We start from the raw sequence: 23226 nt of genomic DNA, 5'->3' as shown, positions 1-23226 counted from the left end.
AATTACTCCTCAACGGCCTCTAGCTGTTTAAGAACATAGTCAGACCCTTGTTTTTCAACTAGAAATCGAACCTTTTGTCCTTCTTCAAAACCGGATAAATCCACCTCTTCACCGACAGAGAAGTTCATCTCGCCTGCATCCCAGTTCCATTCAGCTACTGGCAGATGGTTTAAAGTGATCATGCCGAAATCAGCCATCAGCATCGTGATGTCACCAGTTAGCCAAACTTCTGCTGCAATGACGCTTTCATCTGCCTTGTAGTCGATGATTTGGTACTGGCCAGATTCTGTCTTTTGCATTTCAAATTCGATAGCCTGACCTTTTTTCAAGTCACCCATCTCGACGCCATCAGCTAAAGTGAAGTTCATCACCATGCCAGGCCAATCCCACTCTGGTACCGGCTGGTGGTTGATGGTCAGCATGCGGTGATCTTTCATTACATCGGTGATTTCACCTTTTGCCCATGCCGTTTCTGCTTCTGGTTCGACACCGTTAATACGAGATAGATCTGCAGATTGGCTAGATTCAGAATCGAGCATGAAGTGCGCAGAGGTGACAATCTTGTCATCTTGCTTCAGACCTTGTAATACCTCGATTTGCTCTCCGGCTTCACGACCGACTTCAATTCGAGCTGAGCGGTATTTACCATCGCCTTCTGCCAGGACCACACGAGTCATACCACCGGAACGAATGACGGAGGACTTAGGAATGGTTAATACGGCATCGTCGGTCACGGGTTGCAGCGCGATGTTAGCAAACATGTTTGGTTTTAATTCGCCATTTGGGTTAGGGAATTTAAGGCGAACACGCAATGTACGTGTTTTCGGATCAAGGATTGGGTACACGTAATCCACGACACCCTGCCATTCATTGCCCGGAATCGCATCAAGGGTCATCGTGGCTTGAGAACCCGCTTTCATCCAGTGCGCTTGACGCTCAAAGACTTCCGCATCAACCCAAACATTGTCCAAAGGACCTGCACTGATCACCGCTTGAGCCGGGGATAAATAGCCACCTTCACGCACGTTTAAACTTGCGATAACACCGTCAGCCGGTGCTTTGATTTCAATGGTTTGCGATGCTTTGCCACGACGAGTAATGGATTTGATTTGAGCACGGTCAACCCCAAGCGTTACCAAGCGTTCGGTCGCGCCTTTCACTAGACCTTGGCGGCCTGTACGGTAAGCATTCAGCAATTCTTCTTGTGCTTTAACCAGTTCTGGAGAGTAGAGAGTGAAAAGAACATCGCCTTTCTTCACTTTTTCACCGACGGCGTTGATGTAGAGTTTCTCAACCCAACCCGCAACACGTACGTTGGTCTGCCACAACAGACTTTCATCGAAGGCGATATAACCAACGGTCTCGATACGTGGGGACAGTTTTTCCAAGGTGACTTTTGCTGTCTTTACACCCAGGTTGTTTTCAACGGAAGGGTCGATAGTGATAGTACCCGGTGCACTTTTCTCACCAGATAGATCTTCCGCGTAAACCGGAATTAAATCCATGCCCATTGGGGATTTCCCCGGCTTGTCGCGTTTGTAGTTCGGATCCATTGGGGCAACCCAGTAAAGCGGATCGTTAGAGCTTGCAGCAGATTCGCCACCCATCGCACTCATGTCGTGAGCCGAGCCCGTAATAAAATGATTAGCACCAAACCCTAAAGCACCACCAACAATCAGCGCGATGGTTGCAATCTTAAATGTTTTCATTGTTTTACCTTATTTTTCCCTTCACATTTGACGCTACAGCGTTGTTGCCTGCTCTCGTTCACCCAAATCACATAGCAGATCCCTTAGTTTGTTAGGGAAAGTGCTCATGGGATTCTCTCGTTTGCCGCCTAGCTGTAGCCCCAACTGTCTTGGGGAATCACAAATTAATATGTCGAAATAGAGCGAGATTCCGGTGAAGCCACTTGATAGTCGAAACCACCGAGTAGGGTGGCTAAATTGCTGTTTGCGATGTTGAGATCGGTCAGCAGACGTTGTTGCTCTAATTGCAGTGCTAACTCGTCAGTCGTGGCAGAAATCACATCGTTAAACTGCGCTGTGTTGTTTTGATAACCCCGCTCAACGGCTTGAATGCGCGCTTTCGCTTGAGGCAATAAGGTGGTTTGATAACGTTCTAAACGCTGGGTTAAGTTGCCGCGATCAACCAGCAAAGTGTTCACCTTGGCATTCATCTGCGTTAGTAAGGTGTCCTTTTGTGATTGTGCCGCGCCAACTTGGTATTGAGCGGCCGCGAGATTGCGGTCTTGGCGGTCCCCTGTGAACAACGGAATGTCCATGGTGAGGTAAGCGCTGACCAAATCGGAAGCGGGCTCTCCCATCATGTTGTCAGCTTGACGGTAGGCATACATTACTTCGACGCCAAATTGCGGGTTGTAGGCTTGCTCCGCAATTTCTACCTGAGTTTTATTGGCAGAAATGCTGACGTCGGCCATCTTAACCATCGGGTGTTGGCTGAGTTGCTGGTAGTGCTTGGTGGAGTCGATGCTGGAAGCAAGTTTGTTGTTCAGCATGTCCCAGTTCAATTGATTGCTTGCGTGCAGAGCCTGTTCGTTTGCCAACCAATCTGACCCCAACCATTCGGAGAGTTGAGAGATAAGACGACGTTGCATTTGTGCATTGGCTTGCAGTTTCTCATCCAACTTGCTGACTTGAAGTTGGGCGTTGAGCAGATCTTGCGCTTCACTCTTACCAATCGAATAGTTGGTTTGAATAAAGCTTTCCATTTCCTTCATCAACTTGCGGTTCTCAAGCATGATTTGCTCCGCGCGTTGCTGGTAACCAAGTTCTAACCAAAGTTGAGTCATGCTGTTGGCTACCTCAAGCTCACGAGCATGAACTTGAAGCCCAAGGCCGTCGGCTTGTTGATTGGCTTTCTTCTGCTGTAAATCAAGCGTAGAGCCACGCTCAAACTGTTGCATTAAACCAACGGAGATATTGGTCATTGGGTCTTCATCGAATTTGAAGCTGTCGACAGGCAAGCCACCAAAACCCACTTTCAGTTTTGGGTCCATCAAGGTCGCACTCGCGACGCCCGTTTCACGCATGGCAGCAGATTGCGCTGAGTATTGTTTACGATTGCCATCGTTACTCAAAGCGACGTTGATCAGTTGGGCAAGCTTGGTCGTTGAAGCTCGCTCACTTGATGCGGAATTTTGCGCTGCGTGCGTCTCTTTACCTGCGGCGTTAACCAAGGTTGGCGCAGCGACCAGAGCCACCATAAAAATAGGTGCAGCTAAGCGGTATGGTTTGATATCCATAATCTAAATCCAGTGTTCGCCGGATCGATGGAGGTGCGGATTTTATTGCGGGAACAGTAAAGCCTTGTTACCTCATCGTTCAGGCGCATTAAAACAACCTGCGATACAGGCGCAGGGTCGAATGCTAGGACGGATTTAGGCTATTGGAGGTCGGTACAGGTCGCGGCTGACGTGTACGACTGGGGAAGCAACTTCAGGAGTAATAGTTGCGCGATAGACGACGGGCATCGGGCTATTGACAGGATTCGGTAGGGGGACGAAAACTATCGTACACGCGGCAGTACAGCAGGTATGAACCATGCCGGAGCCTCCACCACAGTTCATGCTGGTTTCTCTTGCATCGCTATTTTCTGCTACGGAAGCTTCGGACATAGAAACGTCTGTCATGGAGACGTCCATCATGCCAGGCATACCGCAGTGTTCACTTTCACTCATCATAGACGAATGATGTGCCATGCCAGTAGACATCATTTGAATATTCATCAACGGCTCACTGTTCGCCACACTAGATACCAATAGCACTAGCGTCGTGAAGAGAGTTAACCAGATTGTATGCAGCGATTTTAAGTGCATACCCTTTCCCATGTGTTTGATGAAAATGATGAAAACCCTTCGATTCTAAAGGTTAACCTAAGGGTAAGGTCAATCATTTATTGCTCTTATTATCAAAATAGTCCACCCCTTCAGTTTTCGCACTTTCGAGGGAGTAAAACGTTTGTTAAACACCGAGTGTTGAAAGTTAGCGAAAGAAGCCCTCGCTTTTTATGACACGTGAAAAATGTGGTTTATAAGTTTTACATCACACTAACTTGTCTTACAAATGATTATCCTTATAGAATGCATGGTTTTACTTGTGCAGATTTGGATTTGCTTTGCTGCGGGGGTTGCATGATAGAAATTGTCATCGATGGAAAATATAGAATTGTAGAAGAGGGTCTAACCCTTTTAGAAGCAGCAAAAGTGTGTGGGGTCGAGATCCCATCGCTGTGCGGAATGAACAAAAGTAATGAAAAAGTACCGTGTGACTTGTGTGTAGTTGAAGTCGAAAGTGGCGGTACTAAGCGAGCGTGTGAACTCGAAGTTTACCGCGGCCTTAATGTGGTCACGCAATCAGAACAATTAAGCGAGCACCGAAGAAAAGCACTCAACCGCATCATGACGGACCATTACGCCGATTGTGAAGCGCCATGTAAAACCGCATGTCCAGCGGGCGTGGATATCCAATCGTACCTTTATCACATCGCACAAAACGATCATCAAAAAGCGATTGAAGTGATTAAGCGTACACTGCCTATGCCGCTATCGATTGGCCGTGTGTGCCCGGCATTTTGTGAGAGTGAATGTCGTCGCTCTTTAGTCGATGAGCCTATCGCTATTCGTCAGCTTAAACGTCACGCCGCGGATGCGGATTTGTCAGCGCATGAAGCCTATGTGCCAGAAAAGAAACCAAGCAAAGGTTTTAACATTGCCGTCGTCGGCAGTGGCCCTGGTGGTCTGACAGCTGGCTACTACCTATCGAACGAAGGCTACGACGTTACGGTCTTTGAATCCATGCCAAAAGCGGGCGGTTGGTTGCGTTATGGCATCCCAGAATACCGTTTACCAAAAGACATTCTCGATAAAGAAATCGAACTGATGTGCCGCAATGGCATGCAAGTTCGCACTAATCAAAAGTTGGGTGTGGATTTCACGCTCTCTCAATTGAGTGAAGAATACGATGCAGTGTGTTTGGCGGTCGGTGCGTCTCAAGCGGTCGAAATGCATTACACAGGCAGCGACCTTGAAGGTTGCTACTTAGGCGTTGATTACCTAAAAGATTACGTCACTGAGCAAAACTATGTAACGGGTCAAAAAGTCGCGGTGATCGGTGGTGGTAACACGGCAATTGACTGTGCTCGTACTGCGCGTCGTGCTGGTGCAGACACCACGTTGATTTACCGTCGTACCCGTGACGAAATGCCAGCAGAAGACTACGAGATTGTCGAAGCGGAACACGAAGGGGTGAAATTCCACTTCTTGACCAACCCTGCAGAAAACCTTGCCGATGAAACCGGACGCGTGAGTGCGATTCGTCTAGAGCGCATGGCGTTGGGTGAGCCGGATGCATCTGGTCGTCGAAGCCCTAAACCAACCGGCGAGTTCTTCACCGAAGAGTTCGACACCGTAATTGCGGCAGTATCGCAAAAGCCAGACCTGAGCTTCCTAGAAGGTGAAGACTTATCTATTCCGCTAACGCGCTGGAACACCTCTGATGCAGATGAAAAGACCATGCACACCGGCACGGGCAACATCTTCAGTATTGGTGATTTCCGCCGTGGTCCTGCAACGGCAGTTGAAGCGGTGGGTGATGGCCGCGTTGCGGCAAAAGCGATTGACCTGTTTTTGAATGGTGATATGGCGGATATGCCAAAGGCAGCGTTCAACTCGCGTAAAGAGAAGAAGCTCTCTCAAGTCGATCCGCTTCACTTCGAGAACATCCAAAAAGTCGCTCGCTCTATCATGCCAGAGCTGACTCCAACACAACGCGAGCAAAGCTTCGCTGAAGTGGAGTTGGGCTTTGATAACGAAGAAGCAATGAAGGAAGCCGCGCGCTGTCTAGAATGTGGCTGTCAGGCAAATACCGATTGTTCGCTGCGTGATTACTCCACCGAATATGAGGCTGAGCAAAGCTTTGACTTCTCCTTGCAGATTAAATCGCATCAAGATTGGTTAGATCTTCGTGCGAAAGACCTGCGTCATAAGTACGAAGTTGACCGTAGCTCTGAGTTTATTGAGTTTGATGCCAACCGCTGTATTAGTTGTGGTCAGTGCATCCAAGCGTGTCGCGACAAAGCCGTGCACGGTGTACTGAACTTTGTGTGCGACAAACAAGGTCGCCCGGCATTACGTCCTGACGATCGTCCACACTTTGGAAGTAACAAGAATCGCTTAACCCTAATGGGCGATTCGAACTGCGTGCAATGTGGTGCGTGTGTTCAAGTGTGTCCAACGGGTGCGATGGTCGATAGTCGTGACCGTTCGCAAGGCCGTACTGAAAATCTGAAAGCGGTCGACACCATCTGTACGTACTGTGGTGTGGGTTGTAAGTTGACCATGTTCGTGGACGAAGCAACCAATACGATTCGTTACGTGAAAGGCGGTGACTCGCCGGTGAACCAAGGCATGCTGTGTGTGAAAGGGCGCTTTGGTTTTGATTTCATTGGCAGTGAAGAGCGTCTTACCACGCCATTGATCCGCAAAGACGGTTGGTTGCAGCCAGCAAGCTGGGAAGAGGCGATTCAACTGATTGCGAGCAAGTTCTCCGGCATCAAGCAAGATTTTGGCAGCAACGCATTAGCGGGCTTCTCTTCAGCGAAAACCACCAATGAAGACAACTACGCGTTCCAAAAATTTGTCCGTCGTGAACTGGGCACCAATAACGTCGACCACTGTGCGCGCTTGTGTCACGCATCGAGTGTAACCGGTCTTGAGGCGTCGCTGGGTAGTGGTGCAATGACCAACGACATTCCAAGTATTAAGCACTCGGATGTGATCTTTATTATCGGTTCGGATACTACATCGGCACACCCGATCATCGCTTCACACATCAAGCAAGCAATTCGTCACCATGGCTCACGTTTGATTGTGGCTGACCCGAAACGTGTCGATATGGCAGAGCATGCTGAGCTGTATATGGCGCACCGTCCGGGTACGGATGTGATGCTCCTAAATGGCGTCATGCAGCAGATCATCAAGAACGGTTGGTACGATCAAGAGTACATCGAAGAACGTGTCGATGGCTTTGATACCTTACTGCAAGAGGTGATGTCGCCAGCTTACAACCTCGATAAAGTGGAATTGGTTACGGGTGTTAAAGCCGAAGACATTCAAGCAATGGCGCGTATGATTGGCACGGCAGATCGTACCGCTGTGTACTACTCGATGGGGATTACTCAGCACACGACAGGTCATGACAACGTGCGTTCTATCGCTAACCTGCAATTGCTGTGTGGCAACATCGGCATTGAAGGTGGCGGTATCAACCCGTTGCGTGGTCAATCAAACGTGCAAGGCGCGTGTGATATGGGCGCTTTGCCAAACAGCTTCCCGGGCTACCAAAAGGTATACAACCCAATTGTGCGTCAGAAGTTTGCGATTGAATGGAACGCACCAAATCTGCCTTCTGAGCAAGGTCTAACCCTGACAGAAATCATTGATGCGGCTTGCCATCGTGACGTTCGTGGTATGTACATCATGGGTGAGAACCCAGTGTTGAGTGACCCGAACCAAGCGCATGTGATTGAAGGTTTAGAAACGCTCGACTTCTTGGTGGTTCAAGACATCTTCCTAACGGAGACTGCACAATACGCGGATGTAGTTCTGCCTTCTTGCTCGTTTGCTGAGAAAGCGGGTCACTTCACCAATACGGAGCGTCGTGTTCAACGCGTGAATCCGGTCGTAACGGCACCGGGTGAAGCGAAAGAAGATTGGTGGATTATCCAAGAGATCGCCAATGCAATGGGCAGTGATTGGGATTACCACTGCGTGTCTGATATCACTAATGAAATCGCACGAGTGACACCTCAATACGCGGGTCTTCGTTGGGATGCCATTACGCCAAACGGTGTGCAATGGCCGAGCAACAAGAACAACCCTGCGGGTACTCGCATCATGCACCAAACCCAGTTTACTCGTGGTAAAGGGCAAATGGTGGGTGTACCGTTCCGTTATGCGGCTGAGCTGCCAGATGAAGAGTACCCACTTGTGTTAACGACGGGTCGCGTACTTGAGCAGTTCCATACTGGAACCATGACGCGCAAAACCAAAGGGTTGGATAATCTTGCTGGCCCTCGTGCGATGGTGAGCGTGGAAGACGCAGAAGCGTTAGGTATCAGTAATGGTCAGCGTCTGACGGTATCTACACGTCGCGGGAGCATTGAGATTGATGCCTTTGTGACTAAGCGTATTCAAAAAGGTGTGGTGTTCATTCCTTTCCACTTTGTTGAGTCACCAGTCAACCGTTTAACGACAACCGCGACTGACCCGCATGCGAAGATCCCTGAGTTCAAGGTCGCTGCGGTTAAAGTGGAAGTGAGCGAAAAAGCGCTGCTCACAGAGCCTGCAGCGGAAGCGGTTCATTCCATTTAAGCCAATCTGTTTATATACAGTTCAGCAGCGCACTGGCGAGTTGGGCGATTACATATAAGCTTATGATATGTAATCGCTAAATGAGCCGTGCGTGTGCTGAAAGTCATTAAATGGATTGTGTTGTTTTTACCCGCTTCAATTTGGCTGGTGGCAAGGCAATATCATGATATTTGGTGGGCGGAGAATCTAACCTCGATTCCCGCTCTCCTTTTATTCGTCTACCTAGGATTTGCTCTGGTACTTTTGGTTTGTCGTCACTGGGCGAAAGCCATTTTCTCTGCTTTAATCGGCTCCGCTTCTATTGCGTTTCTCTTACCCACTCAAATCACAAATAACCAAACCTGCGAAAAACCGCTGACGATAGTCCAATTCAACCTGTTCTACGAAAATCCGGACATCAATCAGTTCATCAATTACTTGCTTAAACACCCTGCGGATTTGGTAGTGATGCAAGAGCTCTCGCCTCAAGTTGGGGAGAAGCTTCATCTTCTCGACGATATTTATCCTTTCTATTATGGCGGCCAGCGCGGTGTTGGTTACCCGTCAAATCAGATGATTTTGAGTCGCTATCCTTTGGAGCCTGTTTCGATTTATCACACCCCAGATGGTCAAGAGGTGATTCGAGCCACATGGCAAGTGGACAACCCTCTTACCCTGATGACGGCGCATCCTCCTTCGCCAAGAACTGAGCCGTTATGGCAACGCCGCAATGCACTGATTCGAACCATAGAAACCCTTACTGATTTGTATCCAACACCGGAAATGATCGTGATAGGGGATTTCAATCTTTCTGCTTCAAGCCCGAGGTTTGATGGGCTGTTTTCTCGTTTCCAAACTCAACCTGTTGCCAGTTGGCCAACATCAGTGAAAGGCTTGCCGGTTCCTGCTTTCGCCATGATAGGGATTGATCACCTCTGGCTTAAGTCAGAAAACTCAAATCGGAGAATCTGTTCAAGAGCATCGACAGATCAACCGAATGGCTCTGATCACAGGTTGGTGACGACTTTAATCGGGCAATGAGTTAGTACTTTCTATTGGCAAAGTGTCTAGTTATTTAGAATTAGGTTAAATCGCGGTGTGGGTTGTCATGGAATTGACGGACTCTGACCTTAAGTTGTTATTTGGGTGAATTCTTTAACCTAAACTCCATCCGCTTCCTATACTGAGAATATAGAGAAAAGCAGAAATTCATAATGATAAGAGGCAACTTGTATGACAAGAACTACCTCAGCAGTGTTAATACTTATTTTAATGAGCGCCTATTTTGCCTATAACCGTTTTTACGTTTATCCGCAAAAGCTAGAAACACAGGCGGAATCGATGCTGATCCAAATGGCCAATCGTGAAGAGTGGCTTGACGTACATGAGATGATGGAACGTGTAGAAGCGCACAAGGCGCATCTGGAGTTGAACGCAGACATTACCTCAACCAGCGGTAAACGTGCATACAGCGAAGGTTACATTACCTATAGCGACCGCAGTCGAAACGTATGCAAACAAGTGGTTTTCAACTTCAAAATCAATTCGCTAAGAAGTTATAGCATTTCAGATTTGCACGATTGTTCTCTGGGTGAGTATTACTGATCTCGCTACGATAATTGATGATTCAATAAAAACGCCTCCAAATCCGGAGGCGTTTTTAGTTTTGGAATCTGATGGATTAATCGAGTGATTTTTTGAAGCGTAATGACGCAACAACTAAACCTATCACCGTAAAGCCCAGTAGCCAGACTGTATCTCGCCATAACTCCATCAAGTCTGCACCGCGCAGCACCACACCACGAATAATGCGCATAAAGTGAGTGGCTGGTAGGGCTTCTGATATCCATTGTGCCGCGACGGGCATACCTTCATAAGGGAACATAAATCCGGACAGAAGAATCGATGGCAAAAGAATAAACACCGTCATCTGCATTGCCTGAAGTTGTGTCGTCGCAATGGTGGATATCACTAGACCTAAGGTTAAACTCGCGGCGATAAACAGCAGTGTGCCAAACAGTATCTGACTAATGGCGCCGTTTATCGGCACGCCAAATATCCAGTGACCCAAGCCTAAAATGATAAACACCTGTATCAGACCAACAAAGATGTAGGGGATGATCTTCGCTACCATGAGTTCTATGGAATGGATTGGCGTAGTAATCAGTAACTCTAAATTGCCACGTTCTCGTTCTCGAACAATGGCTGCACTGGTGAATAAGATCATCGTCATGGTCAGAATCACGCCCAATAAACCAGGGACAATGTTCACCGCCGAGCGCCGACTCGGGTTGTAATACAGCGCAACTTCAAAGGTTTTGGTTGGAGCAGGGCGTATCTCAAAATCCGTTAACGGCATGGTTTGTAGCGAGAGAATCGCAGAGCTGATCATGGTGTCTGAACCATCCACAATCCACTGGCCAAGCTCTCTACCTTGCACCATACGTTGTGTTAGGTCGCTAGGTAGAATTAAAGCTGCTCGCACCAAACCGTCTTGAATGGCTTGCTCGGCTTCTGATGCGGTAGCGAAGGTTTCGACCACATCGACCACTTGTGTGACTTTGACGGACTCGGTGATCACACGCCCAGCAGTGCTGCCACTTTGATCGACGACGCCAACGGGAATGTTGCGAATATCCGTATTAATGGCAAAGCCGAACAGCAAAAGCTGAATCAACGGGATCATCACGACCATGCCAAAGGTAATTCGGTCACGTGAAAGCTGACGGATCTCTTTGAGCATCACCGCTTTCATACGGGCAATAGATTTCATCATTGGCGACCTTCTCCCGTAACGCTGACAAACACATCTTCCAAGCTCGGGCGAGCAATGTTCATCTCGCAGCCATCAAGCTCAGGAAAGGTTTGGGTTAACCATTCGATCGGTTCTTCGATGTGCTGGTGGATTAAAATGCGTAAGCGAATGCCGAGCTGTGCGGCAGAACGGACTTCTTCGCGCTGAATGACTTTCTCTTTTAGCTCGCGTAAGTTATCCGCTTTGACTTCGACGATGTTAACGCCCATTTGCGCCATGAGTTCTTCTGGCTCACCATCGGCGCGGATTTCCCCAGCTTCCATAATCGCCAGACGATGACAGCGCTCTGCTTCATCCATGTAGTGCGTAGTGACCAAAATCGTGGTGCCTTGGTCAGAGAGATCAAACAATTGCTCCCAGAAATCGCGTCGGTTTTCTGGGTCAACCGCAGATGTGGGTTCATCGAGAAACAACAGTTCTGGTTTGTGCATAGTGGCTGCGGCGAGAGACAAGCGTTGTTTCTGGCCGCCACTCATTCCACCGACGCGCTGTTTACGCAACTGGTCGAGACCGTAGGTGGATAGCTGTTCTTCGATGCGAGCTTTCAGCGCCTTGGTTTCCATACCAAAGATTTGTCCAATAAACTCAAGATTCTCTTGAACCGTCAGATCATCATAAAGCGAGAACTTTTGTGTCATGTAGCCTATCTTAAGGCGCAGCAGTTCCGATTGTTTTGGGATCTCTAACCCAAGCACGTCCACGTTGCCCTCACTTGGGCTAAGCAAGCCCGTCAGCACACGAATGGTTGTCGATTTACCGCAGCCGTTGGGGCCAAGAAAACCATAAATACTGCCTTTGGGTACATTGAGCGTGATGTTGTTGATGGCGGTGAAGCCACCAAACTTCTTCACTACATTTTCAGCTTGAATCGCGTATTCGGTCATTGGCTTACTCCACCAAATCCACTTGCGCTGGAATACCTGAAGGCAAGGATTGTGCTGAGTCTTGAAGGTCGACTTCTGCTAAGTACATCAAACGCGAGCGTTCTTCCTCGGTGAGCGCGAAATAAGGCGTGAATGAAGGTTCAGTCGCTACCCAACGAACGGTGCCGCTATATGGTTGCTCAACGCCATCTACATGCACGTTAACCGTTTTGCCCGGCACAAAGTCGACGCGATAGTTAGCAGGAACATAAACACGAGCGTATGGGACGCGGCTGGCTTGTATTACAGCAACCACACCATTCACAGGGACGCGTTCGCCAAGGTTAAACGGTAGGTTATCTAACAAGCCATCTCGCGTGGCCGTGATGGTGAGTTCTGCCAGTTTCTGTTCTTGTAGTGCCACATCGGCTTTTGCTGCCATGAGTGCTGCTTTCGCTTGTTCAATATCTTCAGGACGAGAGCCAGCGGTCAGTTTGCTGAACTCTTCTTGTGAGGAGTCTAGCTCTGCACGGGCAGAATCTCTGGCTGCTAAAGCGGTGTCTTTCTCTGATTGGCTGATGAGTTTCTTACGAACTAACTCTGCTTTACGTTGGTAGTTCTTTTGCGCTTCAACCAATTGAGCTTCCGCTCTGGCAACACGTGCTTGCGCTGCAGCAATGTCTTCTGGTCGCTCACCATTGGTCAATTTCAAAAGATAGGCGTCAGCCTTGGCTTGTTCGGCTACGGCGTGAGCTAAAACGGCTTCTTGGTTCTTTGTATCGAGCTGAACCAGCACTTCTCCTTCGGTGACTTGGCTGCCTTCCTTGATGGGTAGGGCACGAATTATCTCGCTAGAGGTTGCAGTAAAGGTGACGCGGTCACGTTCTAGTGTGCCAAGGGCTTGCTGTCCGTCATCTTTGGAACAAGCAGTTAAAAGAGTCAGGGCTAGGGTGCCAAGAATGATTCGCTTCATCATGCGACGCTTCCTCTAAGAAGGTGAGCTCGAAATCGTATCAAGCTATAGAAGAGTGTGGGACTGCATTCAGTGTAACGTGAGTCAGTTTTGTCCGGCTAGGAAGTTAATTTCTTCAATATTCATCAATTGATTAATTATTGAAACTGGCCTCACACTTGAATGCGTCTCTAAGAATATTCTCATTCAAATATAGTGGGTTACCGTGATGTTGTTGGGATTAGGAAAGATAAATTAAAGAATCGAGACAAGGATCAGGTTTACCGTGCACGCGTAAAGAAACGGCTAGATAAAGCAAAGCCCGATGGTTGAGCATCGGGCTTTACAGAGCGCGCTAGGACAAAGTTAACGCAACCTTTAATGGCTGTTTAAGCCGTTTTAAATTGACTGACGATTTCTTGTAGACCAACTGCCAGTTCACTTAAGTCTCGGCACGCTATCGCGGTTTGACGAGAGCCTGTTGCGACTTCACTAGAGAATTGGTTGATGTGTTCAACATTGCGATGCAGCTCTTCAGTCACAGAGCTCTGCTCACTGCACGCACTCGCGATTTGGATGCTCTTTTCAGCGATGTTGTCAGCGCTTTGTTCGATGTGACCAATCGTCGTACCTGCTCGCTGAGCTTGTTCAACACACACTTGAATCAAATCGCTGCTGTTGTTTGTTGCCGATACAGCGGTTTTCGAGCAATTCTGAAGTTTACTGATAATGGCAACGATCTCTTCTGTCGATGCTTGTGTGCGACTCGCTAGCGTACGAACTTCATCAGCTACAACGGCAAATCCACGGCCTTGTTCACCCGCTCGGGCAGCTTCAATTGCAGCATTGAGAGCAAGCAGGTTAGTTTGCTCTGCGATGTCCTGAATCACGTCAACCACCACGCTAATGTTCGATGCGTCTTGCTCTAGCTCACTTACCATGGTGCCTACAGATTGAATCGCGACTGAAGCTTCGTTGATCTGCTCAATACATTCTTGAACCACTTCTAAGCCTTCTTTGGCTTCTTGAGAGGCACTGTTTGCAGTTTCTGAAGCGGCTTCTGTGTTGCTTGCTACATCATGCACCGTTGCTTGCATTTCGTTCATGGCGGTTGCAATCAGGTTAAGTTGTTGCTGCTGTTCATCCATGCCAGAAGAGGTTTGTTCTGAAATGGCGCTCACTTCCTCGGTAGCGGTGCTCACTTGAGCGGTAGTGGAAGAGATGCTATCGACCAGACTCAGCAGCTTGGCTTGCATATCTTCACAGGCGTCTGCCAATAAACCGAGCTCATCATTACCAATTTTATTGCGCGGAAGTTTGTAGGTTAGATCGCCGGAGGCAATCTTAGAGGCCATTTCGACCACGTATTGCAGTGGAGAGCAGATTTGTTTTGTGAGGAATAAGCCAAGTACAAAGCTCAAAGCCAATAAAGCAACAATCGCGATAATGCTATAAGTGATGGCGTCTGCAACCACATCGTGAGTGCTGTTGATGTCTTCTTTGATGAAAGTTTGGTTTAACTCAACCAGATCTTTAATCGAGCTAGAAAGTGCTTGGAACGTTGAAAAACCATCCAGCAGCATAGCGTTGGCTTCATCAATGCGTTTCGTGGTTAGTAGCTCTGAATATTTGTCGTTGAAGCTACGGTATTTTGACCATGCACTCGATACTTCATTATAAGCATCACGGTCGCGCTGATCCCAAAGTGATTTACCGTATTGTTCAATATAGTTGTCGATTTTATTTTCTGATTCATCCAAACCTTTAAGCCAAGTGTTAAATTCAGCATGGTTTACATTGGTCAGTAAAGAGAATTCGTCTTTTCTTAAGGTGCCAATTTCGATTTCAATATTTTTTACCAATAAAATACTTGGCACTGTTGTGTCAGAAAATTCTGTCATCTTGCCATCAATAAGTTTTATTTGAGAGGTAAAGAAGAAAGATAACGCAATGACGGCAGCGGAGATAACAAGTATCAACGCACTGATTTTACTTTTAATACTTAGGTTAGAAAGTTTCATAGACTCACTGCAAATTGGGGGGGCTTGAAAGGCTCGGAGTCTATTCCTGAGATTTGAAATTTAGTGTGATGAAAGTCTCAAATAGTTTTATCGGAAACCAAAATAAAATGGAAACTTAATGTTCATATTTCGTTTGAAAATAAGTTAATAGTTAATCACTATTGATGGGGAAAATAATTAATTAACTTATAAATTATTTCGAGTACGAATTGGTATTAATCTTGATAACCTTACATTCAATCAGAATTTTCTTATTGATGAATTTCGTTATTTATGTGTTAGCAAGTTTTCCTAAATATTAAAACAAGACATCGTACCGAATTGAAGTATTATCTCGGTAAAATAAAAGCCCGATGCTGAACATCGGGCTTCATTGTTTGAGTTTTATGAGCGAGATTTTGGGTATCTAGACAACGTTGGTTTAATCACCGAGAGGCTGTCTTTCCAAACCGCCACGATAAGAGTCGAGGGCAACTTTGAGTCGGCGAAGTTTATCGCGCGAGCGTCGCTTATGATTAACGGCTAATGCCATCGAAAGTACATCAACCAAAGCCAACATCGCGTAACGAGAAGCGGATGGCTTGTAGATGAAGTCCGTCTCTTGGTGCTCAATAGGCAGAACCAAATCGGCTTGCTCAGTCAAAGGCGTGTCTTTCGGAGTAATCACAATGACTTTTACGCCGTACTGCTTGGCTAATTGCGCGGTTTCTATGATGGCCGGGGTATAGCCAGTGGCTGAGATCATCACCAACACATCGTTCGCATCTGCCGTCGCCGCAATCATGCGCGATAACAAGCCATCGTTGTACGCCACAACAGGGTAGCCCAGACGGAATAAACGATGCTGCATCTCCTGTGCTACAATGGTTGAGCCACCACCCATACCAATACAGATCACTTGTCTTGCGTTGTGCAGCCAGTTCACAGCAGTGTCGATATCTTCTTCAACAATCAAACTGCGGTTTACATCAAGGGATTGCTTGATCGACTCATAAATGCCTTGGTAGCCACTTTGGTCAGGCGGCTCAAGGATGAATCGTTGTCCAACCGTTAAGGTTTGTGCCAGTTTGATCTTCATATCACGCACGTTTTTGCAGCCAACAGCTTTAGCAAAACGGGTGATGGTGGCTTCACTCACTTCTGCGCTTTCTGCCAGTTCAGTAATGCTGGCATTGACGGCAGTTTGAATGTCGTCCATGATCAACTTCGCGACCTTCTTTTCGGCATCGCGCAGCGCACTGAAACGTTCAGTGATTTGAGAGATAATATCAACTTCTAAACTCAAGCTGTGTTCCTATCTATTGCATGGAGGCGATTGTGCCGCCTCTACTGGTTTGGCATGAAGTATAACGAAAAGCCTCACTAAGCTCATCATCAGAAACGGGTTTTCACCCAATGAGTGACTTGATACTCATCATCACAAACCGCCACGGCACGCCACTTATCAAACGTTAAACATGGGTGAGAGGTTGAGAAGGCAATCATATCACCCACTTGAAGGTCGCTGTTTGCGTCTACTTCGATGAACGCATGCTGATCCATCACCGCGGTCGTTACCGCACTTTCAATAGAGATTGACTCACCATCGCGGTAAGCACGCTCGGGGATTGGCAATCCAGCATCAAACGCCACGTCACGTTTGCCAAAGCCGGCAACTAGCTTGGTTGGCTCGGGGCGAGAAATGACATAAGCCCAAAGCTCTAGTGCTGATTCCAAGTCACCACCTAAATCACACGCCACACCTTGGTTGTTTTCAGCGCGCTGCATGACTTTGTTTTGTGCGTCTAGGTAAATGCCTGTGTCATGAATTGCGTAACAACCTGGGCGAATGACGGCATCAAAATCCTCTAGGTTGGCAAAGCATTCAGAAACTACGTCATACCAAGCAGAGCCTGCGCCAGTAACAAGAGGTTTGGACTCAATCAACTTGTCGTTTTGTAGTTGGGCTGCGATTTCTAATGTGGTGTTGAGGAAGTCACGGATGTCCTGCTCAGCATTGTCACCATGAATGACACCTTCGTAGACCTCGATACCTTTGAGTGTAAGGTGAGGTTGCTGGTGGATGAGTGTGGCGAGTTCAACCACATCTTGTTGGTTTCGGCATCCACAGCGACCACCTTCGACACCAAACTCAATCAGTACATTAAGCGGTAATTGATGTTCAGCGAAGGCACGCTCTAGCGCTTTGACGTTTCGGCTTGAGTCTACACAGCAATAGAAGTTGACCCCGTGGGTTTCAATTAAGTTGGCGATGATGGTCATGTTAGCACGCCCGACTAGTTGGTTCGCCATGATGATGTTTTTCGCTCCGCCTAGCGCCGCAATCTCTGCCTGAGCCGGCGTTGCGACGGTAATGCCCCAAGCGCCGTTTTCTAATTGCTGCTGAAAGAAAGCGGGAGTCATGGTGGTTTTACCGTGCGGTGACAGCTTCACTTTGTGCTGATTGGCAAAACGTTGCATCCAATCGAGGTTGTTCTTCAATGAAGAAGATTTGATCACCGCAGCTGGCAAGGTGATCTCTTCATGGATCAAACTGTGTAACCCATCGGAATTGCACGCAACAGGTTGAGCCTTCTCTCCGTAACCTGGCGTGGTAACACACTCATTATGATAGTTTTTATCACACTTTTGGCGATTGTCTTTCATGGCGCACCTACTTCTAACATGGTCTAAGTGATTGATATTAAGTGTTTGTTGCTAACTACCATAAATAATATGTTAGAAAGTATCAAACAAATCTGAGTTTTTTGTGTGTTTCTTCACTGTTTAAATTTCAAGAATTATTAAGATGGAATCATGTTAACGACGGACGAAGAGAGTGAAGTATGTTGTTCGATACCATTATCAAAAGCGTAGAGGTATTTGACGGTACGGGTGCAGCACCATTCATTGCTGATGTTGCGATTCGTCAAGATCGTATTGAGCAAGTAGGGCAGCTAGACGAGCTTTCTGCAAAGAAGGTTATCAACGGTCAGGGTCTTGCGTTGGCTCCGGGATTTATTGATGTGCACACGCACGATGACACCAATGTGATTCGTTACCCTGACTGCTTGCCAAAGATTAGCCAAGGCGTGACGACGGTAATCGTAGGCAATTGCGGAATTAGCGCGAGCCCTGCGGTACTCAGTGATACTCCGCCAGACCCAATGAATCTATTGGGCAAGCAGGAAGACTTCAAATACCCAACCTTTGCGGAGTATGCGAAGGCGGTGCAAGCGGCGAACCCTGCAGTCAATGTTGCTGCGTTGGTCGGTCACACAACTTTACGTAACAACGTGATGGACGACTTACTGCGCACGGCAACCGATGAAGAAATCGAGCAAATGCGCCAAACACTGGCACAAGCGATGGAAGAGGGCGCATTGGGTTTGAGCTCGGGTCTTGCTTATGCGAGTGCCAAGCAAGCCAACGCGGATGAAGTGATGCGCTTAGCGGAAATTCTCGGTCATCACGGTGGTATCTACACCACACACATGCGCACCGAGTTTGAAGAAATCATCAGCGCAATGGAAGAAGCCTTTGAAACTGGGCAGTACGCCAAAGTGCCAGTGGTGATTTCTCATCTTAAGTGTGCAGGCGCAGGCAACTGGGGACGCACGGTAGAAGTGCTGGATTTGATGGATAAGGTTTCTGAGCATCAAGACGTGTCTTGCGATTGCTACCCATACTCCGCCAGTTCTTCAACGCTGGATTTAAAACAGGTGACGGATGAAATCGACATCTTCATCACTTGGTCTGAAAGTAAACCTGAACACGCTGGCAAGATGCTGAAAGACATTGCTGACGAGATGCAACTGCCTCTTATGGAAGCTGCAAAAGCGTTGCAACCTGCGGGCGCGGTTTATCACTGCATGGATGAAAACGACGTCAAACGTGTTCTTAAGTATAAGTTGACCATGGTGGGCTCGGACGGATTACCAAACGACCCGCATCCACATCCACGTTTGTGGGGCACATTCCCGAAAGTCTTGGGGCATTACTGTCGTGAAGAGCAGCTTTTCCCATTGGCAGAAGCGATTCACAAGATGACGGGGATGTCAGCAACACGCTACCAATTGAAAGATCGTGGGGAAATAAAAACAGGCGCTTACGCAGACTTGGTTTTATTTAACCCAAAGACAATTAAAGATACTGCAACGTTCGAAAATCCAATTTCCGTCGCGCAAGGTATTGAATCTGTATTTGTAAATGGCGAGCTATCTTATTTAAAAGATAAAGTCACCGAAAATAGAAATGGCGTATTTATTTATAGAAATAATACCCATCAATAACTTATTAAATTAATTAATTTTATAGATTAAGCATTATCACTGGAGAATATTATGTCAATTAAACGTTATGGTGTAGAAGGCGGCGTAGGTACTGGCGGTCAACATTTACCATTTGCACGTGCAACAGAAGCGGGCGGCTTCTTATACGTATCGGGTCAAACACCAATGACTGACGGCGAAGTGGTAGAAGGCGGTATCGTTGACCAGTCTCGCCTAGCGATTCAAAACTGTGTCGATATCATGGAAGAAGCAGGCTACACGCTAGCTGACGTGGTACACGTAAAAGTGGTACTAACGGATTCTCGTTACTTCCAATCGTTCAATAAAGTGTTCAGAGAGTTCTTTGGTGACCATCCCCCTGCACGTATTTGCATGGTGTGTGATCTCGTGGTGGACGTGAAAGTCGAAGTCGATGTGACTTGCTACCGCGAAGATCGCCGATAGAAATCACACTTTACCTAATTAAATAAAATAGAGTGCCGGAAATAATTACTTTCCTGTTATTATCTTTTTGGCACTCTCACTCCCTACATAAATATAATTTCATAAAGCAGTAGTGCCTAATATATTTAGCAAAAGCTATAAAAAATAAAATTAGATAATTTCTGGAATAAAATCTAATACTTGCTGCTGGAATTATATCAATCTGAAAGATGGATTTTGATATGAGAGGTGTTCAATGAACAGTACACTTTTTCTTACCGGCTTCGGTGCGTATGTCTTATTTTTAATTTGGTTGGGATGGTTTGTCTCTCGCAACCAAAAATCAGGTGAAGACTTTCTACTCGGTGGTCGAGGCTTACCTCTGTTCCTCGTATTAGGTACCACGGTAGCAACCATGGTTGGCACGGGCTCTAGTATGGGCGCGGTTGGCTTTGGTTACTCAAACGGTTGGGCTGGTGCGCTTTACGGCATTGGCGGCGCAATTGGTATCTTGTTATTGGCACTGTGGTTCGCGCCAGTTCGTAAACTCAACTTTATGACCATGAGTGAAGAGCTCGCATACTACGTAGGCGCAAACCGCATCGTGAAGAACGTGGTTGGTCTGCTTATCTTTATCGCTTCTATTGGCTGGTTGGGCGCACACATCCTTGGTGGTGGTATGTACCTAGCGTGGATTGCCGATATTGAGCTGAGCACTGCGAAGATGATCATCGCAGCAGCGTTTACTATTTACGTGGTTATTGGCGGCTACACTGCGGTGGTTTGGACAGACACCATTCAAGCTATCATCTTATTTGTTGGCTTCATCCTGATGGCGGTACTGTCTGTGCAACACATTGGCGGCTTGGATAACCTGTATTCTGCCATGGACCCAGAAGCGGTGAGCTTCCTTGCGATTGATAAGCTTGGTTTAATCCCAGCGGTTTCTCTTGCTGTTGTGATTGGTGTGGGTGTACTTGCAACGCCTTCATTCCGCCAACGCATCTACTCAGGCAAAGATGTATCAACCATCCGTCGCTCATTCGTGGCTTCTGGTGTGCTGTACTTGTTCTTCTCTATCATTCCAGCAGTCATTGGTATGGCGGCGCATGCGATTGACCCTGAACTAAACAACGCAAACTTTGCTTTCCCATACATCGCGGCAACGGTATTGCCAGTAGGTGTTGGTCTTATCGTTCTGATTGCAGGTCTATCAGCAACCATGTCGAGTGCGAGTTCCGATGCGATTGCGGGCGTGTCTATCTTGCTGCGTGATGTATACGTTATGTTCACCGGTCGCGTACCAAACAAAGAATCCATGTTGAATTACTCTCGCTTGGCTTTGGTTGTAGTGATCGGTTGTGCATTGCTGTTCGCGCTGACCTCTAACGACATCATCGGCTACATCACTAAGATGATCTCGACAGTTATGTCTGGCATGTTCGTGTGCGGTATGTTGGGTCGCTTCTGGAAGCGTTACAACTGGCAAGGTGCATTGGCAACATTGGCAGGTGCGTCTATTGCTTCATTTGCAGTAATGCTTAGCCCTGACCTGACCGCTTTCTGGGGCAACCCAGTGATTCCATCTTGCTTGTTTGCCCTAACCGCTGGTGTGGCAGTAAGCCTAGTGACTCCAGCTAACCAAGTGTCACCAGAAATGGCACGAGCAATCCTTGATGATGAGCGTGCTCTGATGGAAATGGAACTGTCTGACAAAGGCGTTCTGGAAGAAGATGTTTCATTAAAAAACCGCACAACAGCAAATCAAAACGCTTAGCAGCAAAGAGTTTCGGCTCGAACAGAAACTCGCTCATAAGCTCCTGACAAACTGGTGGCTCCCCCGAGCCACCATTCTAAATTTATCCAAAGTAGGTGAACGATGACCGATTCATCCCAGACTAAAATTGCTTTCTTTGGCGAATGCATGATTGAACTGAGCGGCGACCCAATTCGCAAAGGCTTTGGTGGCGACACGCTCAATACCGCACTTTACCTCTCTCGACTCACTGCTCAGCAGCCTGTCCAAGTGTCTTATGCGACTGGCCTTGGAGAAGACGTACTTTCCCAAGAGCTTCTGGAAAACTGGCAACAAGAAGGCATCGCGACTGATCTTGTCGAGATATTCCCAGCTCAACTTCCGGGTTTGTACATGGTGCAGACCGACCAAGAAGGCGAACGCAGCTTTCTATACTGGCGTGACAGCGCAGCCGTCAAAAGTTACTTCTCTACCTCTTCACTCAACAAATTAGAAGCCGCGATTGCGAACCGAGAGCTGCATTATCTCTATCTGAGTGGCATCAGCATTGCGATTCTAAATGACGATAGCAAAGTAAGGCTTAAAAAGGCGTTAAGTCAGTTCTCACAAGCTGGAGGCAAGGTTATCTTCGATAATAACTTCCGTCCTCAACTTTGGTCTGCACAAGAGGCAAAGCATTGGTACAGCCAAATTCTGCCTTTAGTCGACATTGCGCTTATCACTGAAGACGATGATGTCTTGGTATGGGGTGAAGAGGAAAGTGCCGAGCAGCGCTGCCTTCGCTTTGGTTGCCAAGAAATAGTGATTAAACGTGGCTGTGAGCCTTGCAAACTGGTTTGGTCGCATGGTGATGACAAGCAAACCGCTTACGTAGCTGCAGAAAAGGTTGTCAAAGTAATCGACACCTGTGCCGCTGGCGACTCTTTTGCTGCTGGTTACCTTGCAGGTCGATTGACCGGGCAAAGCTGTGAGCAATCTGCCCAACTCGGTCACGCACTAGCAGCAACCGTTATTCAATATCCTGGCGCGATCATTCCAAACGACGCCATGACTCATCTAATTCGATAATTTCCGAGAACGTATTATGTCCCAAGCAATGATTAAGCAACTTCAGCAATTTAAAGTTATTCCTGTTATCCAAATCAATAAGGTTGAGCACGCGATTCCACTGGCGAAAGTGTTAGTAGAAAACGGTCTGCCAGTCGCAGAAGTAACGTTTCGAACAGAAGCCGCTGCCGATGCGATTAAAGCCATGCGTGATGCTTATCCGCAAATGTGCATCGGTGCTGGCACGGTACTGACGCCGGAGCAAATTACTCAAGCGAAAGACGCGGGTGCAGAGTTTATTGTCGCGCCGGGGTTGAACCCAAATACCGTGCGTTGCTGCCAAGAAATCAATATGCCAATCGTTCCGGGTGTGAATAACCCAAGTCAGGTTGAACAAGCTCTTGAGCTGGGTTTGAACTTTCTCAAATTCTTCCCGGCGGAGGCGAGCGGTGGTATCGCGATGGTGAAGTCGCTACTAGCACCTTATGTTGATGTGAGTCTGATGCCGACAGGTGGTATCGGTAAAAGCAACGTCAATGATTACCTAGCCATCGACCGTGTGGTTTGCTGCGGTGGTACTTGGATGGTGGCACCGAGCTTAATTGAAAACGAGCAGTGGGACGAAATTGGCAAGCTGGTTCGTGAAGCAGTAGAGCTGGTTGCGTAACTCAAACTGAGCTCTTTTACCCAAGTCACGAGACCCCATT

17 protein-coding genes are annotated in these 23226 nt (G+C 47.5%); 8 read left to right on the top strand and 9 right to left on the bottom strand.

Annotated features, from left to right (window positions below; all coding sequences use genetic code 11):
- Positions 1-2: 2 nt before the first annotated feature.
- The 3 genes from ATB78_RS00455 to ATB78_RS30030 all read right to left on the bottom strand — a co-directional run bounded on the left by ATB78_RS00455 (position 3) and on the right by ATB78_RS30030 (position 3838).
- Complete coding sequence (locus ATB78_RS00455) at positions 3-1709, bottom strand: efflux RND transporter periplasmic adaptor subunit (protein ID WP_061007485.1); 1707 nt, start codon at positions 1707-1709, stop codon at positions 3-5.
- A 164-nt stretch (positions 1710-1873) separates the two neighbouring features.
- A complete protein-coding gene (locus ATB78_RS00450; protein ID WP_061007484.1) occupies positions 1874-3265 on the bottom strand; it encodes a TolC family protein in 1392 nt (463 codons plus the stop codon).
- A 135-nt stretch (positions 3266-3400) separates the two neighbouring features.
- Complete coding sequence (locus ATB78_RS30030) at positions 3401-3838, bottom strand: hypothetical protein (RefSeq protein WP_061007483.1); 438 nt, start codon at positions 3836-3838, stop codon at positions 3401-3403.
- Positions 3839-4153: 315 nt separating this feature from the next.
- Between ATB78_RS30030 and fdhF the strand changes: the two genes are divergently transcribed.
- The 3 genes from fdhF (at position 4154) to ATB78_RS00430 (ending at position 9976) form a co-directional block, all read left to right on the top strand.
- Positions 4154-8392 carry a formate dehydrogenase subunit alpha gene (gene fdhF / locus ATB78_RS00440; protein WP_061007482.1) on the top strand — a complete coding sequence of 1413 codons (4239 nt, stop codon included), beginning with the start codon at positions 4154-4156 and terminating at the stop codon, positions 8390-8392.
- Positions 8393-8485: 93 nt separating this feature from the next.
- Positions 8486-9412: an endonuclease/exonuclease/phosphatase family protein gene (locus tag ATB78_RS00435; RefSeq protein ID WP_061007481.1), complete on the top strand. Its 927-nt coding sequence runs from the start codon at positions 8486-8488 to the stop codon at positions 9410-9412.
- A 192-nt stretch (positions 9413-9604) separates the two neighbouring features.
- Positions 9605-9976 (top strand): hypothetical protein, encoded by a 372-nt coding sequence (locus ATB78_RS00430; protein ID WP_027726579.1) that lies wholly within the window; start codon positions 9605-9607, stop codon positions 9974-9976.
- Positions 9977-10052: 76 nt separating this feature from the next.
- Here the strand turns inward: ATB78_RS00430 and ATB78_RS00425 are convergent, their stop codons facing one another.
- From ATB78_RS00425 to ATB78_RS00400, 6 genes are all read right to left on the bottom strand, one after another.
- On the bottom strand, positions 10053-11144 hold the full coding sequence (locus tag ATB78_RS00425) for an ABC transporter permease (protein WP_061007725.1): 1092 nt from the start codon (positions 11142-11144) through the stop codon (positions 10053-10055).
- Positions 11144-12070: an ABC transporter ATP-binding protein gene (locus ATB78_RS00420; RefSeq protein WP_061007480.1), complete on the bottom strand. Its 927-nt coding sequence runs from the start codon at positions 12068-12070 to the stop codon at positions 11144-11146. Before ATB78_RS00420 ends, ATB78_RS00425 begins: the two co-directional genes overlap by 1 nt.
- Before the next feature lie 4 nt (positions 12071-12074).
- A complete protein-coding gene (locus ATB78_RS00415; RefSeq protein WP_029561139.1) occupies positions 12075-13022 on the bottom strand; it encodes an HlyD family efflux transporter periplasmic adaptor subunit in 948 nt (315 codons plus the stop codon).
- Positions 13023-13390: 368 nt separating this feature from the next.
- Positions 13391-15022 (bottom strand): methyl-accepting chemotaxis protein, encoded by a 1632-nt coding sequence (locus ATB78_RS00410; protein ID WP_050918945.1) that lies wholly within the window; start codon positions 15020-15022, stop codon positions 13391-13393.
- Positions 15023-15443: 421 nt separating this feature from the next.
- The gene (locus tag ATB78_RS00405; protein ID WP_061007479.1) at positions 15444-16307 is read right to left on the bottom strand and encodes a MurR/RpiR family transcriptional regulator; all 864 of its coding nucleotides are present in this window, start codon (positions 16305-16307) and stop codon (positions 15444-15446) included.
- 89 nt (positions 16308-16396) lie between these two features.
- The gene (locus ATB78_RS00400; protein ID WP_061007478.1) at positions 16397-17668 is read right to left on the bottom strand and encodes an amino acid deaminase; all 1272 of its coding nucleotides are present in this window, start codon (positions 17666-17668) and stop codon (positions 16397-16399) included.
- Positions 17669-17847: 179 nt separating this feature from the next.
- Here ATB78_RS00400 and ATB78_RS00395 point away from each other — a divergent pair, with 179 nt between their 5' ends.
- The 5 genes from ATB78_RS00395 (at position 17848) to ATB78_RS00375 (ending at position 23186) form a co-directional block, all read left to right on the top strand.
- Positions 17848-19293 (top strand): D-aminoacylase, encoded by a 1446-nt coding sequence (locus tag ATB78_RS00395; RefSeq protein ID WP_061007477.1) that lies wholly within the window; start codon positions 17848-17850, stop codon positions 19291-19293.
- A 51-nt stretch (positions 19294-19344) separates the two neighbouring features.
- Positions 19345-19737 (top strand): RidA family protein, encoded by a 393-nt coding sequence (locus tag ATB78_RS00390; protein ID WP_005425100.1) that lies wholly within the window; start codon positions 19345-19347, stop codon positions 19735-19737.
- A gap of 235 nt (positions 19738-19972) precedes the next feature.
- Complete coding sequence (locus ATB78_RS00385; RefSeq protein WP_038899555.1) at positions 19973-21493, top strand: sodium:solute symporter family protein; 1521 nt, start codon at positions 19973-19975, stop codon at positions 21491-21493.
- Between the two features lie 102 nt (positions 21494-21595).
- On the top strand, positions 21596-22540 hold the full coding sequence (locus tag ATB78_RS00380; RefSeq protein ID WP_061007476.1) for a sugar kinase: 945 nt from the start codon (positions 21596-21598) through the stop codon (positions 22538-22540).
- Between the two features lie 16 nt (positions 22541-22556).
- Complete coding sequence (locus ATB78_RS00375) at positions 22557-23186, top strand: bifunctional 4-hydroxy-2-oxoglutarate aldolase/2-dehydro-3-deoxy-phosphogluconate aldolase (protein ID WP_061007475.1); 630 nt, start codon at positions 22557-22559, stop codon at positions 23184-23186.
- Positions 23187-23226 lie beyond the last annotated feature (40 nt).

Origin of the sequence: Vibrio sp. CUB2, assembly GCF_001557945.1 — a bacterium.
Taxonomy (GTDB): domain Bacteria; phylum Pseudomonadota; class Gammaproteobacteria; order Enterobacterales; family Vibrionaceae; genus Vibrio; species Vibrio owensii.
Note: the sequence above shows the minus strand (reverse complement) of the source record. Positions and strands in the feature narration are given on the sequence as shown.